General features: G+C 31.1%; 16 protein-coding genes. 3 read left to right on the forward strand and 13 right to left on the reverse strand.

Features of this window, described 5'->3' with window-relative positions; translation table 11 throughout:
- The first annotated feature begins 46 nt into the window (after positions 1–46).
- Entirely contained in the window at positions 47–730 is a 684-nt protein-coding gene (locus PB7211_RS06215; protein ID WP_008544545.1) for an MBL fold metallo-hydrolase, read from the forward strand.
- On the opposite strand, the gene PB7211_RS06220 is transcribed toward PB7211_RS06215, so the two are convergent.
- The 9 genes from PB7211_RS06220 to folE all read right to left on the reverse strand — a co-directional run bounded on the left by PB7211_RS06220 (position 723) and on the right by folE (position 8,363).
- A complete protein-coding gene (locus PB7211_RS06220; protein WP_008545790.1) occupies positions 723–1,040 on the reverse strand; it encodes an AzlD domain-containing protein in 318 nt (105 codons plus the stop codon). The genes PB7211_RS06215 and PB7211_RS06220 overlap by 8 nt on opposite strands.
- Complete coding sequence (locus tag PB7211_RS06225) at positions 1,037–1,723, reverse strand: AzlC family ABC transporter permease (protein WP_008544468.1); 687 nt, start codon at positions 1,721–1,723, stop codon at positions 1,037–1,039. The genes PB7211_RS06220 and PB7211_RS06225 overlap by 4 nt, the downstream gene beginning before the upstream one ends.
- 14 nt (positions 1,724–1,737) lie before the next feature.
- Positions 1,738–2,796 (reverse strand): ABC transporter ATP-binding protein, encoded by a 1,059-nt coding sequence (locus PB7211_RS06230; protein WP_008544957.1) that lies wholly within the window; start codon positions 2,794–2,796, stop codon positions 1,738–1,740.
- A 7-nt stretch (positions 2,797–2,803) separates the two neighbouring features.
- Positions 2,804–4,423, reverse strand: a complete 1,620-nt coding sequence (locus PB7211_RS06235) for an ABC transporter permease (RefSeq protein ID WP_008544134.1) — start codon at positions 4,421–4,423, stop codon at positions 2,804–2,806.
- A 110-nt stretch (positions 4,424–4,533) separates the two neighbouring features.
- Entirely contained in the window at positions 4,534–4,695 is a 162-nt protein-coding gene (locus PB7211_RS07990) for a hypothetical protein (RefSeq protein ID WP_008545936.1), read from the reverse strand.
- 6 nt (positions 4,696–4,701) lie between these two features.
- On the reverse strand, positions 4,702–5,721 hold the full coding sequence (locus PB7211_RS06240) for a Fe(3+) ABC transporter substrate-binding protein (RefSeq protein WP_008545849.1): 1,020 nt from the start codon (positions 5,719–5,721) through the stop codon (positions 4,702–4,704).
- Positions 5,722–5,855: 134 nt separating this feature from the next.
- A complete protein-coding gene (locus PB7211_RS06245; protein WP_008544776.1) occupies positions 5,856–6,743 on the reverse strand; it encodes a LysR family transcriptional regulator in 888 nt (295 codons plus the stop codon).
- Entirely contained in the window at positions 6,743–7,744 is a 1,002-nt protein-coding gene (locus PB7211_RS06250; protein ID WP_008545893.1) for an MDR family oxidoreductase, read from the reverse strand. Before PB7211_RS06250 ends, PB7211_RS06245 begins: the two co-directional genes overlap by 1 nt.
- A gap of 1 nt (position 7,745) precedes the next feature.
- Complete coding sequence (gene folE / locus PB7211_RS06255; RefSeq protein WP_008544725.1) at positions 7,746–8,363, reverse strand: GTP cyclohydrolase I FolE; 618 nt, start codon at positions 8,361–8,363, stop codon at positions 7,746–7,748.
- A gap of 77 nt (positions 8,364–8,440) precedes the next feature.
- On the opposite strand from folE, the gene hisI reads away from it, so the two are divergent.
- Positions 8,441–8,908, forward strand: coding sequence for a phosphoribosyl-AMP cyclohydrolase (gene hisI / locus PB7211_RS06260; protein ID WP_008545562.1), 468 nt, complete (start codon positions 8,441–8,443; stop codon positions 8,906–8,908).
- The gene (locus PB7211_RS06265) at positions 8,909–9,283 is read left to right on the forward strand and encodes a DUF2237 family protein (RefSeq protein ID WP_034399149.1); all 375 of its coding nucleotides are present in this window, start codon (positions 8,909–8,911) and stop codon (positions 9,281–9,283) included. It abuts the gene before it with no gap.
- Between the two features lies 1 nt (position 9,284).
- On the opposite strand, the gene PB7211_RS06270 is transcribed toward PB7211_RS06265, so the two are convergent.
- From PB7211_RS06270 to PB7211_RS06285, 4 genes are read right to left on the reverse strand one after another with little or no spacing between them, the layout of a single operon-like run.
- Positions 9,285–10,904: an electron transfer flavoprotein-ubiquinone oxidoreductase gene (locus PB7211_RS06270; RefSeq protein WP_008544406.1), complete on the reverse strand. Its 1,620-nt coding sequence runs from the start codon at positions 10,902–10,904 to the stop codon at positions 9,285–9,287.
- 22 nt (positions 10,905–10,926) lie between these two features.
- The gene (locus PB7211_RS06275; protein WP_008544980.1) at positions 10,927–11,880 is read right to left on the reverse strand and encodes an electron transfer flavoprotein subunit alpha/FixB family protein; all 954 of its coding nucleotides are present in this window, start codon (positions 11,878–11,880) and stop codon (positions 10,927–10,929) included.
- Positions 11,880–12,629: an electron transfer flavoprotein subunit beta/FixA family protein gene (locus PB7211_RS06280; protein WP_008545226.1), complete on the reverse strand. Its 750-nt coding sequence runs from the start codon at positions 12,627–12,629 to the stop codon at positions 11,880–11,882. The genes PB7211_RS06275 and PB7211_RS06280 overlap by 1 nt, the downstream gene beginning before the upstream one ends.
- Entirely contained in the window at positions 12,629–15,061 is a 2,433-nt protein-coding gene (locus PB7211_RS06285; protein WP_008545129.1) for a GcvT family protein, read from the reverse strand. Before PB7211_RS06285 ends, PB7211_RS06280 begins: the two co-directional genes overlap by 1 nt.
- Between the last annotated feature and the right edge of the window lie 20 nt (positions 15,062–15,081).

Consider the following 15,081-nt stretch of genomic DNA (forward strand, 5'->3'; position numbering starts at 1 on the left):
TATAAATATTTAAATTTTATAAACAAGTAAGTGAATTAACTCAAAAATGATCTTTAAACAGCTTTTTGATACTAAATCATCGACTTATACTTATATTATTGCTTCGGCAAAAGGTCGCGAGGCTATAATAATTGATCCAGTTATCGAAAATGTTAACGAGTATATTGAGCTTTTAAAAAATCTTGATTTAAAACTTGTAAAAGTAATTGATACTCATATTCATGCTGACCATGTAACTGGGGCTTCCAAATTACAAAAAGCAACTAATTGCACAACACTTATGGGTGAGCATACTCCAGCTGATATGGTTGATATAAAAGTTAAAGATGGTGAGATAATTGATATTGATAATTTTAAAATAAAATCATTATATACACCAGGACATACCTCAGATAGTTATAGTTTTTTATTGGATAATTATCTTTTCACTGGAGATACTCTTTTAATTAATGGCACCGGTAGGACAGACTTTCAAAATGGAAGTTCTAAAGATGCTTATAACTCTTTATTTAATAATCTTTTAAAATTACCTGAAGAAACATTGGTTTATCCAGGTCATGATTATAATGGTAAGTTTTCAAGTACAATTGGAAATGAAAAAAAATTTAATCCTAGATTGCAAGTGAAAAGTGTTGATGAATATATAGACATTATGTCTAAGCTAAACTTAGCTAAGCCTAAATTGATTGAAAGTAATGTTAGTAGAAATATTCAACTTGGTGCTAATTAAAAATAAAAAAGATTAATAACCAATAAGAAAATAATCCAGATAGAATGGTTGAAATTATACTTTTTGAAAAATATCCAACGATAATTGCAATTATAGCAGCAAAGATTTTTGGATCATGTATTTCTACAAATGTTCCATAATCATTTATAAAAATTGCAGGAAAAATTATTGCTGGAAACACTGCAGAAGGAACATATGCCAAAACTTCTTTCACTCTTTCACTTAACATTTCTCTTCCTACTAAAGCTATCATAGCCATTCTTGTAAAATAAGTTAATAAGCCTGCAATAATTATTGATAACCAAGTCATTTTTTTAACCTCAATATTAATGAAGCTACAAACAAAGCAATAATTGGTGAAATTATTATGTAGGATTTTAATGGTGCATTAAAAAATAATAATGAGCTAATCCCACAAACTAACATAACAATAACATGATCTAATTTTTTTAAATCTTGAACAACGATTGCAATAAAAGTTAAAGGAATAGTAAATTTTAGTCCAAGTTCTTCTGGCACAAAGGAGCCCAATATAATCCCTGCCAATGTAGCAATTTGCCAACAAGTCCAAAGAGTGCAGCCAGCTCCAATTAAATGATAATGTAAATACTTCTCTGACTTGTTATTTTTGAAGAATTTAGCAGACTCTGCAAACGCTTGATCTACTACTATATAGGAAATAAATAATTTTTTAATAAAGGATAATTTATTTAAGTACTCTGATAAAACTGCTCCATAAAGTAAATGTCTAGAATTAATTATACCCACAGATGTAACTGCTATCAATGAAGATGCTCCACCTGACAATAATTGAAGAAATACAATTTGAGATGCTCCACCAAAAATAATAATTGACATCCCATATACTAGGTATGGACTAAATCCAAGTTCAACACCAATTGCTCCACAAATAATTCCAAATGGAATTACTGATAACATGTGAGGTGCAACATCAAGCATTCCTCTAGTAAATAATTGTTTTTTTGAGAGCATTTAATTTTGTTTTATTAAAAACAAACTATATGATCAATATTAATTGGTCTCTTAATACCAAATTTTTCATCAACCTCATGTTGATGGATGTGATGCGAGTGAACAAAAACAGGTATTAGCAGTTCACTGCTAGTTTTTAATGTATAGATAAAATTAGTACCTCTAAATTTTCTATCAACGACTTCTAATTTTAGATTACTTTTATCATCATGTTCAAGATCCTCTGGTTGAAGTAACAATTGGACGTCAGATCCTTTTGGATAATGTTTAATGAAATTTCCTTTAATTGTTCCTAAATCTTCACTCTCTAAACTATCTTCACCTGTAACTTTTGCTGGTATTAAAATCCCTCTATTTAAAAAATTTACAACCTCTATAGAATTTGGAAAATGATAAACATTGTAAGGGTCATCATACTGTTTAAGTTGACTGTCTAAAATTATCCCACATTTGCTTCCAAGATAAAATGCTTCGTAAGAGTCGTGAGTTACAATGATTGTTGTAATTTTTAAATCAGTTAAAATTTGTTTAAGTTTAACTTGTATTTCTTCTTTAAAACTTTGATCAACATTAGATAATGGTTCATCTAACAATAATAAATCAGGTCTAGAAAGTAACGCTCTTGCTAAGGCAGCTCTTTGAGCTTCTCCAGAGCTTATTTGATGTGGGAATTTTTCTTTGATGTGATCTAAATGTAGAAATTCAATAACTTCATCAATTGTTAAACTTTTTTTCTTTTTTTTATTTCTATCTGCACCAAACTGTATATTTTGAATTACGTTATAATGTGGAAATAGAGAATTATCCTGAAAAGCTAAAGATATATTTCGATTCTCAGGTTCAATATGTACATTTTTAGATGAAATAATTTTATTTTTTAAAAAAATTTTACCAGATTTAATTTTTTCAAGTCCAGCTATAGTTCTTAAAATTGTGGTTTTGCCTATACCAGATGGTCCTAATAGACAAATAATGTCCCCTTCATTTTCAATTGTTAAAGAGACATTATTTACTTTATTTTTTTCACTTGCAGCAAAAGTAACATTTTCGATTTCTAAAAAGTTTTTTGGCATAAATTAATTAATCCTTAAGAATGTATCTAGATGTAATTAAAATAAAGAAACTTGCAATAAGAATAAGGAATAATGAAGGTGCAGCTGCTGCTTCAAGTAAATCTTGAGAGGCATAAATATAGGCTTGGGTTGCAAATGTTTCAAAATTAAAAGGTCTCATTATTAGTGTAATTGGTAACTCTTTTATAACTTCAATAGAAATCAAAATTCCAATCAATAGAATAGAATTTTTTAAGTAAGGTATATGAATATTTTTAAAAGTTTTAAATTTTGAATATCCTAATAAGTATGCACTCTCATCAATTGAATAATTTATCTTTAAATAGCCTGACTTAATTCCATTACTTGCCAACGAATAAAATCTTATAAAATAAACAATAACCAAACCTAAAATTGAACCTATAAAAATTGATTTAACGTTTTTAATATCAAAAAAACTAATAATGTTATTATCAAACCAAGAAATAAAAGTAATAAATGCCACAGCCAAGATTATTCCTGGTACAGCATAACCAGAGATTGATAAAGTATTTAAAATTTCTAAAAACTTACTTCTAGATAATCTATTTCCATAATTTGAAATAAAAGCAAAACTAATCAAAACAAAGCTTGAAAATAAAACTAAGATTATTGTGTTTGAAAATAAACTAATTAAATCTAAATCAATTAAATGTTTTGGAAAAATAATTGTCCAATAAAGCATTTGAATAACAGGAAATAAAAAGCTTATAAAAAAAATTAAAAAACAAAATGAAAAAGCAAAAATAGCTTTATAACCATGTAATGTTGTTAATGATTTTTTTTTAAATCCTCCTTTTGTAGGAGAGTGATATTGAGCTTTTTTTCTAGATATATTTTCTAATACAAATAATCCAAGTATAAAAATTAATAGATAAAAAGATAGTTGATTTGCTAACGCTAGGTCATCAAATGAAATCCATGCATTATAAATTCCAGTTGTAAACGTAGATATTCCAAAAAATGATACTGATCCAAAATCAGATAAGGTTTCCATTGCAACAAGAGACAAACCGGCGACTATCGCAGGTCTTGCTGAAGGTAAAATTATTTTAAAAAAAGATTTTTTCTTACTAAAACCAAGATTTTTTCCGAGCTCTATTAAATTTTGTGACTGATAATGAAAAGAAGCTCTTGTTAATACATAAACATATCCAAATAAAGAAAATGAAATTGCAATTATTGCTCCTGCCATACCATCGAACTTTGGTATATGTGAATTATAATTACCTTCTCCAAACAAACTTTTTAAAATTGTAAACGCTGTTCCATAATTTTCAAAGAAAGCTGTTAAAGAATAAGCATAAATATAAGCTGGCACTGCAAAAGATAAAATTAATGCCCATTTAAAAAAATTTGATCCAGTAAACTTATAAAAAGAAACTAAGTAAGCACACGATACACCAATTACAAAGGTTAAGAATAATACTCCTAATAAAAGAGATAAAGAATTAAATATATAATCATAAAGAAATGTATTCTTAATAATGTTTGAGTAATTGCTTGTACTATCAAAAAAGCTAGAAAATACAGTAATAATTGGTATTGCTACAGCAATAGAAATAAAGAACGAAGTTAAATACCAAATATTTATTTTTCTTAAATACATGCTTACCCTTTTTTATTTAGTGAACATAATTAATAGAAGGGTAAAAACTATTAAATTATGTTCACTTTATTGAAAATTAATCTTCTTTGTTAAAAACGTTTATGAGATGATCAATTTCTTCGCTTTTTTATATCAGATAATTTTCTATTATTTATTTTAATTTCAATTTTTTTACACTCATTTGCACATGGTTCACATGTTATCTGACCCACTTGTGAACCACTTGCATTAGAAGAGTTATTTTTATTAAAATTAAATAAATTTTTTTCCATTATTAATTACTTCCACTTAGCTGCTAACATGCATTCCAATGCTATTGCTTGATTTTTTCCATAATTAACAACTTTAGTATTTAAGTCTTGTTTAAAACCAAGACCCATTTGTTTTACTAAATCATGTGGTTCAACATCATCAATCATTGGATATTCAAATGTATTATTAACAATGTGTTCTTGTGCTTCTTTAGTTAATAAAAACTCAAAAAGTTTTTTTGCATTTTTTGGATTTGGTGCATTTTTTAATACTCCACCACCACTAATATTCATGTGTGTTCCTCTATCACCTTGATTTGGAAAAAACGGTAATACTTTTTTAGCTGCTGCTTGTTGTTCAGCTCCTTTTTTTCCAGATAACATTAATGCTAAGTAATAAGTATTAGCTACAGCTAGGTCAGCTTCTCCAGCAGCAACTGCTAATATTTGAGCCCTATCATTCCCTTTTGAGTCTCTTGCCATGTTAGCAACAACACCTTTTGACCATTCGCAAGTAGCCTTTTTCCCATTATTTTTTACTAATGATGCAACAAGAGATTGATTGTAAATATTATTTGATTTTCTTATAACAACTCTACCTTTCCATTTAGGATCAGCAAGACCTTCGTAGGTCATTCCATTCAATTCATTAGCATTAACTCTTTCTGGAGAATAATACATAATTCTCGCTCTCTTCGCTATTCCAGTCCAGTTAGTAGATCTGAAGTTTTTTGGAACAGCAGCTTTGATTTTGGAAGTCATTGAATTTTGAAACATTCCTTTAGCATCAAATGCACCTAATCTTCCTGCATCTGCTGTAATATAAATGTCTGCTTTAGAGTCAGCACCCTCTTCTGTTATCCTTTTTTGAAGAGCTTTATCTTTTCCTGATACCACATTTACCTTAATGCCAGTTTTTTCTGTAAATTTTTTATAAAGCTGAATGTCAGAATCGTAATGTCTTGCACTAAAAACATTTACTTCAGCTGCAAAACTTAAATTAGTAAAGAATGTTAAAATTATTCCTAATGTAGTTATTTTTTTCATTGTATCTCTTTCTTTACCCTTATTGATTTGCGAATGAGAATTATTCGCACTGCGAATGATTATCAATCGCATATATTGTCGCAGTTGTAAAGCTATTTTTTCGATAAATTACAATTATTTAAAAATTGAAATAATTATTTCCAATCACCTATTTTGCTGAATAGAAAGTTCCTAAAAGCTTGAACTCTTGCAGTATTTTTAAGCGATTGAGGATATACAAAGTGAGCCTCTGTAATTGGACCTTCTGATTTTGGTAAGACTTTAATTACATTGTTAGAATTTGAGACCAAGTATTCTGGTAAAGCAGCAAGGCCTACTCCAGACTCTACTGCCAAAAGTAATCCCATTACACTATTTACCTTCATAATTGATTTTCTTTTTTTTCCATCATGCATACCAAGCTTCAAAGCCCAATCGGGATTATAAACTGGAGATGGTGCTCCTTTTCCAAAAGAAATAAACTTATGTTTATTTAAGTCACCAATAGTTTTTGGCATTCCAAATTTTTCTAAATATTTATTTGAACCATAAATAAAATATTTTATATCAACTAATTTCTTTTGAATATAATTGAGTTGTTTTGGTCGTCTCATAAAAATACCAATATCAGCTTGTCGCGTACTTAAATCCAATTCTTTGTCATCAAAAACTAATTCAATTTCAATTTCAGGGTTAAGCCTCATAAATTCTTGAATTCTTGGAGTTAACCAGTGGGTTCCAAAACTTCTAACTGTTGTAATTGTTAATTTTCCAGTTGGTTTATTTTTTTGATCACCTAAAGATGTTTCAACTTCTTTAAGTTTACTTATAACCTCATGTGCAGTTTTAAAAACATACTCGCCATTTTCTGTAAGAGTTAATCCTCTTGCATGTCTCTCAAATAATTGAACTTTTAAATCTTGCTCAAGCGATTGTATTTGTCGACTTATTGCTGATTGGCTAAGATTTAAATTAATCGTGGCATTTGTAAAACTGCCAGCTTCAGCAACTGCATGAAAAATTTTTAATTTGTCCCAATCCATTATTTATTTAAATCTACTATTACTCTTCCAGAAATTTCTCCTTTTAAAATTTTAGGATAAGTATCTATTAATTCATCTAAACTAACTGTTAAAATTGATTTTTCTAGTAATTCAAAATCAATTAATTTTGAAGCTTCTGACCATATAAACTCTCTTCTTTTTATACCACAATTTGCAGAGTCCATTCCCCAGAGTTTAATTCCTCTTAACATAAAAGGTATCACACTTGTATTTAGTTCGTTATTATTCGCATTACCACATACTGCAATTATTCCATTTGGTTTTGTTTGAACAATTGTATTTGCTAAGATTTTTCCACCGACTGTATCAACTACGCCGTCCCATAAACCTTTGTCAATTAACCTTGGGTCTTTGTCAAATTCAGACCTATTTACAACGTTTTTTGCTCCTAATGATTTTAAGTAATCTGCTTTTGAGTCTTTACCGGTAACTGCAGTTACATTGTATCCTAATTTAGTCAAAGCCATTACAGCTACACTTCCAACTCCACCGGTTGCACCTGTTACCAAAACATCATTTACTTTTTCACCTAATAAAATGCTTTCTCTTGCTTGAATTGCGAAAGCACTCATTAAAGAAGTAAACCCAGCTGTTCCTAAGGTCATGGCTTGTCTACTCGTTAATTCTTTAGGTTTTTTAACTAAAAAATCTGCGTTTACTTTTGCAATTTGTGAGTATCCTCCGTAAAATACTTCACCCACTCTAAATCCAGTTAAAATTACTTCATCACCCTCTTTAAATTTTGAGTTTTCACTCTCTATAACTGTACCTGCAAAATCAATACCTGGAATATGAGGAAATTCTTTAACTAATCTTCCACCATTTTTTAAAATCATTCCATCTTTAAAATTAAGATCTGAATAATCTACTTTGATAGTTACATCACCATGTTTTAAAAAGCTTTTATCAATGGATTTTACTTCTCTTGTAAAATTTTCGCCTTCTTGATTGATGATTAATGCTTTGAATTGATCTGACACTTTAATCTTTAGAAATACTTATGAATCTTAGATATCGATTTTGATAACTTAGATCTTCCTTAAATTGTCCTAAATAATAATTTGTAACTGTTGACGCTTGTTCTTTTTTAATTCCTCTCATGGTCATACATTGATGTGTTGAATCTATTGTCACAGCAACACCTTTAGCATCTAAAGATTCCATTAAAGTTTTAGCAACTTGCATTGTTAATCTTTCTTGAGTTTGTAATCTTTTTGAAAAAACTTCTACAACTCTCGCAAGTTTACTTAAACCTACAACTCTCTCTTTTGGGATATACGCCACATGAGCTTTACCAATAATTGGTGCCATATGATGTTCACAATGACTTTGAATAGAAATATTTTTTTGTATCACCATATCGTCGTATCCATCAACATCCCCAAATGTTTTATCTAAAATCTTATTCGGATCTACTTTATAACCTGCAAAATATTCTTTATACGCTTTCATTACCCTTTTAGGAGTTTCTAATAGACCCTCTCTTGTGGGATCTTCACCTAACCAAGATAATATAGTTCTGAAAGCATCTTCAGCTTCTTTATCTGAAACTTGGTTAGCATCTATAATTTTACCATCATTGTCTTTTACTAATTTCATAGCGCCTTTTTATACAGTAATTACTTAATTTTAAAAATATTTAATATATTCATATATATGCTACATAATCACCCAATATGTTCAAAAAAAGAGAAAATGTCTTAGAAATAGAAGAGGGAAACCTTCTGTCACCTAAATTTGATAATGATGGTCTTATACCGGTAATTACCATGTGTTCTAAAACAAAAGATATATTAATGCATGGATATATGAACGTTGAAGCTTTTAAAAAAACTATTGAAACTAAAGAAGCTCATTATTTCAGTCGATCTAGGAAAGCTATTTGGTACAAAGGTAAAACCAGCGGATTTACTCAAAAAGTAACTGAACTCAGAATTGATGATGATCAAGACTCAATATGGATGACTGTTGATATAGGTGATGGTGCAAGTTGTCATGTAGGATATAGATCTTGTTTTTATAGATCAATTCCAATGGGGCCAATTGATAATGGTCGAAAAATTGAAATGGAATTTTTAGAAAAAGAAAAAAAATTTGATCCAGAAGAAGTATATAAAGGACAACCAAATCCTACAAAAATTTAAATGAGTGAAAAACAAAAAAATGTTCTAGGTGAAGATCTGGAAGAATGCTCCAATGATCCATTAACTGGATGGTATCGAGATGGATGTTGCAACACTGACGAAAACGATCATGGTGTGCATACAGTTTGTGCAAAAGTAACAACTGAATTTTTAGAATGGTTAAAAGAAGCAGGTAATGATTTAATAACTCCTCATCCTGAATTTGGATTCCCAGGTTTAAAAGATGGAGATGGTTGGTGCGTATGTGCTATGTGGTATGCAAGAGCAGTTGAGGCTGGAAAAGGTTGTCCAATATTTTTAAAGAGAACTCACAAAAATACTCTTAAACATTTGCCAATTGAAAAATTAAAAAAGTTTGCAATAGATCTATCTTAATCTACATATTACCGTATTTAGGACCGCCACTTCCCTCTGGTGTTACCCAAGTAATATTTTGTGAAGGCTCTTTAATATCACAAGTTTTACAGTGAATACAATTTTGAGAATTAATTACAAATTTATTTACATCATTTTCTTTTTGAACCTCATAAACACCTGCTGGACAATATCTTTGTGCAGGCTCATCAAATTTTTCTAATGTATAACTAATTGGTAAATTTGGATCCTTAAGTTTTAAATGAACCGGTTGATTATCTTCATGGTTAGTTCCAGTAAGATATACGGAACTGGTTTTATCAAATGTTATGACGTTATCATATTTTGGATATTCTATTTTAGGCATTTCATTTGCTGGTTTTAAAGTTTCATGGTCTGCGTGTTTGTGTTTAAGGGTAAATGGTAACTTTCCTTTAAATAAAATTTGGTCAATACCTGTAAATATAATGCCAAGAATTAAACCCCAACTGAAACTAGGTTTGACATTTCTTGCAGCATGAAGCTCTTTATATACCCAGCTATTTTTAAACTTTTCTTCATAATTAGATAAATCTTTATTTTCTTTAATATTTTCAATTATAGTTTCAGCTGCAATTATTCCACTTTTCATTGCAGTATGTGAACCTTTTATCTTAGGCATATTTAAGGTTCCAGCATCACACCCTACCAACAATGCACCTGGCATATACATTTTAGGTAAACTTTGAAGCCCACCTTCAATTAATGCTCTGGCACCATATGAAATTCTTTTTCCTCCAGAAATTATCTTTCTAATGGCTGGATGAGTTTTAAATCTTTGAAATTCATCATATGGTGAAAGGTGAGGATTTTTATAATCTAATCCAATCACGTAACCTAAAAAAACTTGTTTATTTTCTGCATGATACATAAAACTACCACCATAGGTATTATTATCTAAAGGCCAACCTGCAGTATGCATTACCGTTCCCTCTTCATGGTTTTTTTCTTCCACTTCCCAAATTTCTTTAAAACCAATTCCGTATTGTTGTGGATCTTTCCCTTCTGAGAGATTAAATTTCTCAATTAATTGCTTTCCTAAATGACCCCTGCATCCTTCTGCAAACACTGTAACCTTGCCTAATAATTCTATCCCAGGTTCAAAACTATCTTTTTGATTCCCTTCTTTATCTATTCCCATATCTTGTGTTGCAACACCTTTAACTGAACCATCATCATTGTATAAAATTTCACTTGCTGGAAACCCTGGAAAAATTTCAACACCTAGTAATTCTGCTTGTTCTGCAAGCCATCTACATAAATTTGCTAAACTAATAATATAGTTATTATGGTTTTGCTGAACTGCAGGAAGTAACCACGTAGGCCAACTCAATGACTTGGTTTTTCCTAAAAATAAAAATTTTTCTTTTGAAACTTTTGTTTTAATCGGTGAGTTAAGTTCTTTCCAATTTGGCAATAGTTCATCTAATGCTTTTGTTTCAAAAACATTTCCACTGAGAATATGAGCTCCAATTTCAGAAGCTTTCTCAAGTAAGCAAACATTTAAATCTGAGTCTAGTTGTTTTAATTTAATTGCTGTAGCTAAACCTGAAGGACCACCTCCAATAATAACCACATCATACTCCATCGACTCTCTACCCATGTGATATTTTTATCTTTAAGAATTATTTTTGTATAGTGTTTAATTTGTTCAGTTCTTCTAAAAACTGTGGAAGAGCCTCGAATAAATCTGCTTCTAAACCATAATCTGCGACACTAAAAATTGGTGCTTCACCATCTTTATTAATAGCAACAATCACTTTACTTTCTTTCATTCCAGCTAAATGCTGAATTGCCCCTGATATTCCAACTGCAATGTAAAGATCTGGAACTACAACTTTTCCAGTTTGACCTACTTGATGATCATTGCTTATATATCCAGCATCTACAGCTGCCCTAGATGCACCAATTGCAGCATTTAATTTGTCTGCTATTGCTGTAATCAATTTAAAATTATCTCCATTTTGCATTCCCCGACCGCCAGAGACAACTATTCTAGCTGTACCAAGTTCTGGTCTATCTGATTTGATTTCTTCCCTATTTACAAATTTTGTTAAAGAAAACTCTGCATCTGCATCAATATTTTCTACTGGTGCAGAACCACCTGAACTTGCGCAAGCCTCAAAAGAAGTTGGTCTAATAGTTACACATTTCTTAGGATCTGTGCTTTTAACTGTTGCAAAAGCATTTCCAGCATAAATTGGTCTTACAAAAGTATCTGCCGACTCAACTTTGGTAATATCACTTATTTGTGAAGTATCTAATTTAGCAGCAACACGTGGCATTAAATTTTTTCCAAATGTATTGGCTGAACAAACAATGTGTGAGTAGCTTTCTGCAAGTTTTATTATTACAGGTGCAAAATTTTCAGCTATAAAATTTTCGTAATGGGGAGCATCAACTGTAATTACTTTTTTTACAAGAGGTAATTCAGAAGCTGCTTTTGCAGCATCTCCACAACTATTACCAATAACTAAAGCGTGAACATCGCTATCAATCTGGGAAGCGGCAGTTACAGCATTTAAAGTAAAAGCTTTTAATTCTTTATTATTATGTTCTGCTATTAATAATACTGACATTATATTACTTTTGCCTCATTTTTTAATTTTTGAACTAATTCTGCAACACTTGCTACTTTAATACCTGCTTTACGTTGAGGAGGTTCTTCTACTTTTATTTGTTGAACTCTTGGATTAATATCTATACCTAAATCAGAAGCAATTAATTGCTCTATAGGTTTTTTCTTTGCTTTCATAATATTGGGTAAAGAAGCATATCTAGGTTCATTTAATCTTAAATCGCAAGTTACTATTGCAGGAGTATTTATTTCAATAGTTTCTAAACCTTCATCAATTTCTCTTGTAACTTTTAATTTTCCTTCTTCTACATTTATTTTTGATGCAAATGTAGCTTGTGGCCAATCTAATAAAGCACTTAACATTTGACCAGTTTGGTTACAATCATCATCTATTGCTTGTTTGCCCATAAATACTAAGTCAGGTTTTTCTTTTTCTACAATTTTTTGTAAAATTTTTGAAACTGCTAAAGGTTCTATGTTATTATCAGCTTTGATATGTATGCCTCTGTCTGCACCAACAGCTAAAGCTTTTCTGACAGTCTCTTGAGCTTTTTCTTCTCCGACTGTAACAGCTATTACCTCAGTAGCTTTACCAGACTCTTTAATTTTAACAGCCTCTTCAATTGCATTATCATCTGGTGGATTAGTAGACATTTTAACATTTTCAGTGACGATACCACTACCATCTTCTTTCACTCTAATTTGAACGTTGTAATCAATTACTCTTTTAACAGCGACTAGTATTTTCATTAAGCTCTCAATAATTTATTTTCAGAATCATAAGGACTCTCGTCTAATACTGTAGCGTCGTACATTTCACCTAAAATATCAACTTGTAATTTGTCGCCCACATTAGAACAATCTGGCTTAACCATAGCTAAAGCTATTGACTTATCTAATCTAAAACCAAATTCTCCACCAGTTGCTCTTCCAACTACTTTGTTGTCTTTATATATAGGGTTATTTCCTAAAACATCAGCGTCTTTTGTGTTATGGACCTCTAAAGTTACCAGTTTATTATCAAATCCTTTTTCTCTCCACTTGTTAAGAGCTTCTAAACCTATGAAATTTCCTTTATTAGGGTGAACAAACCTATCTAAACCGGACTCATAAGGTGAATACTCAATAGATAATTCTGTACCAACTAGTTTGTATGATTTTTCTAATCTTAGACTATTCATTGCTCTTATGCCGAAAGGTTTAATACCTAAATCATTTCCTTCTGCCATTAGTTTATCAAATATATGATTTTGATATTCAATTGGATGATGCAACTCCCAGCCTAACTCTCCAACAAAATTTACTCTCATTGCATTTACTGGTGCATAGCCTACATCAACTTTTTTTGCAGTTAACCATTTAAAATTTTCATTTGAAAAATCGTCTGTTGAAACTTTTTGCATCAATTCTCTTGCTTTTGGTCCAGCTACCACTAGTACACCCGTACTGTTTGTTAAATCTTCAAATATAACTGATCCATCTGTTGGCATCCATTTTTGTATCCAATCATGATCTAGTCTTAAATTGGATCCTGCAGATACCAAGTAATAACTATTCTCTGCTTCCTTCATAATTGTGAATTCAGAGTGAACACCACCTTTTGTATTAAGAGCATGACATAAATTAATTCTACCTATTTTTTTTGGCAGTTTATTTGCAACCAAATAATCTAAAAACTCTTCTGATTTAGGTCCTTTTATTCTACATTTTGCAAATGCGGTCATATCTAATAACCCAACATTTTTCTTTACATTCTCACACTCTTTTTTAATTGCATCGAACCATTTAGATCGTCTAAAAGACCAATCATCTTTTTGTTCCATCCCATCAGTTGCAAAAAAATTGGGCCTCTCCCAACCAAATTTTTGTCCAAATACTGCTCCAAGATTTTTCATCCTCTCATAACATGGCGCTGTTCTCAATGGCCTTGCTGCTGGTCTCTCTTCGTCAGGATAGTGAGTAATAAATACATGGCTATAAGCCTCCTCATTTTTTGCTTTTAGATAAGATTTTGTAGCATAATTTCCGTAACGTCTTGGCTCAACTCCTAACATATCAATAGTTGGTTCACCATCTACAATCCACTCAGCTAATTGCCAACCAGCACCTCCTGCTGCTGTTATTCCAAAACTATGACCCTCATTAATCCAAAAATTTTTTAATCCCCAAGCTGGTCCAACTATTGGGTTACCATCTGGTGTATAACAGATTGCACCGTTATAAACTTTTTTTACTCCTACTTCACCAAATGCAGGAACTCGGTGAATTGCGCCTTCAATATGTGGGGCTAACCTATCTAAATCTTCTTGGAATAATTCGTATTCAGAATTTTTTGAAGGTCCTTCAACATAACATGCAGGTGCACCATCTTCATATGGACCTAAAATTAATCCACCTGCCTCTTCTCTCATATACCATCTGCTATCACTATCTCTCAAAACTCCCATCTCAGGTAAACCATCTTTTTTTCTTTTTTGAATTTCAGGATGTGGTTCTGTAACAATGTATTGATGTTCAACAGGTATTACCGGAATATCTAAACCAACCATTTCACCAGTTTGTCTTGCAAAATTTCCTGAACAAGAAATAACATGTTCACACTCTATTGATCCTTTATCAGTTTCAACTACCCAACCATCTTTAGTTTGTTTCATAGAAAGTACAGTTGTATTTCTATAAATCTCAGCACCCATGTTTCTTGCACCTGTAGCCATTGCTTGTGTTAAGTCAGCTGGTTGAATATATCCATCCTCTGGGTGTTGGATTGCACCAACTAAATCATCTGTATGACATAGAGGCCAAATTTCTTTAACTTGTTGAGGTGTTAAAAATTTTACATCAACGCCTATTGTTTGTGCAACACCAGCGTATTGATGGTATTCATCCATTCTATCTTTGGTACTTGCTAATCGAATATTAGATACAACGCTAAAGCCTACATTTTGACCCGTTTCCTCTTCTAATTTTTTATAAAGATCAACAGCGTATTTATGAAGTTGTCCAACAGAATAACTCATATTAAACAACGGTAGCAATCCTGCTGCGTGCCATGTCGAACCTGAAGTTAACTCTTTACGTTCTACAAGGACTACATCTGACCATCCTTTTTTTGCTAAATGGTAAAGCGCACTGACACCTACTACTCCACCCCCGACTACTACAACTTTAGTTTTTGTCTTCATCAGCGATTACTACTAAATTT

The organism is Candidatus Pelagibacter sp. HTCC7211, from assembly GCF_000155895.1.
GTDB lineage: Bacteria > Pseudomonadota > Alphaproteobacteria > Pelagibacterales > Pelagibacteraceae > Pelagibacter.

Bases quoted from the DNA above. Each gene is read 5' to 3' on its own strand.
- PB7211_RS06280 (WP_008545226.1), bottom strand. From the start codon at position 12,629: ATGAAAATACTAGTCGCTGTTAAAAGAGTAATTGATTACAACGTTCAA.
- PB7211_RS06240 (WP_008545849.1), bottom strand. From the start codon at position 5,721: ATGAAAAAAATAACTACATTAGGAATAATTTTAACATTCTTTACTAAT.
- folE (WP_008544725.1), bottom strand. From the start codon at position 8,363: ATGAAATTAGTAAAAGACAATGATGGTAAAATTATAGATGCTAACCAA.
- PB7211_RS06270 (WP_008544406.1), bottom strand. From the start codon at position 10,904: ATGGGTAGAGAGTCGATGGAGTATGATGTGGTTATTATTGGAGGTGGT.
- PB7211_RS06245 (WP_008544776.1), bottom strand. From the start codon at position 6,743: ATGGATTGGGACAAATTAAAAATTTTTCATGCAGTTGCTGAAGCTGGC.
- PB7211_RS06225 (WP_008544468.1), bottom strand. From the start codon at position 1,723: ATGCTCTCAAAAAAACAATTATTTACTAGAGGAATGCTTGATGTTGCA.
- hisI (WP_008545562.1), top strand. From the start codon at position 8,441: ATGTTCAAAAAAAGAGAAAATGTCTTAGAAATAGAAGAGGGAAACCTT.
- PB7211_RS06275 (WP_008544980.1), bottom strand. From the start codon at position 11,880: ATGTCAGTATTATTAATAGCAGAACATAATAATAAAGAATTAAAAGCT.
- PB7211_RS06285 (WP_008545129.1), bottom strand. From the start codon at position 15,061: ATGAAGACAAAAACTAAAGTTGTAGTAGTCGGGGGTGGAGTAGTAGGT.
- PB7211_RS06230 (WP_008544957.1), bottom strand. From the start codon at position 2,796: ATGCCAAAAAACTTTTTAGAAATCGAAAATGTTACTTTTGCTGCAAGT.
- PB7211_RS06215 (WP_008544545.1), top strand. From the start codon at position 47: ATGATCTTTAAACAGCTTTTTGATACTAAATCATCGACTTATACTTAT.
- PB7211_RS06220 (WP_008545790.1), bottom strand. From the start codon at position 1,040: ATGACTTGGTTATCAATAATTATTGCAGGCTTATTAACTTATTTTACA.
- PB7211_RS06235 (WP_008544134.1), bottom strand. From the start codon at position 4,423: ATGTATTTAAGAAAAATAAATATTTGGTATTTAACTTCGTTCTTTATT.
- PB7211_RS06265 (WP_034399149.1), top strand. From the start codon at position 8,909: ATGAGTGAAAAACAAAAAAATGTTCTAGGTGAAGATCTGGAAGAATGC.
- PB7211_RS07990 (WP_008545936.1), bottom strand. From the start codon at position 4,695: ATGGAAAAAAATTTATTTAATTTTAATAAAAATAACTCTTCTAATGCA.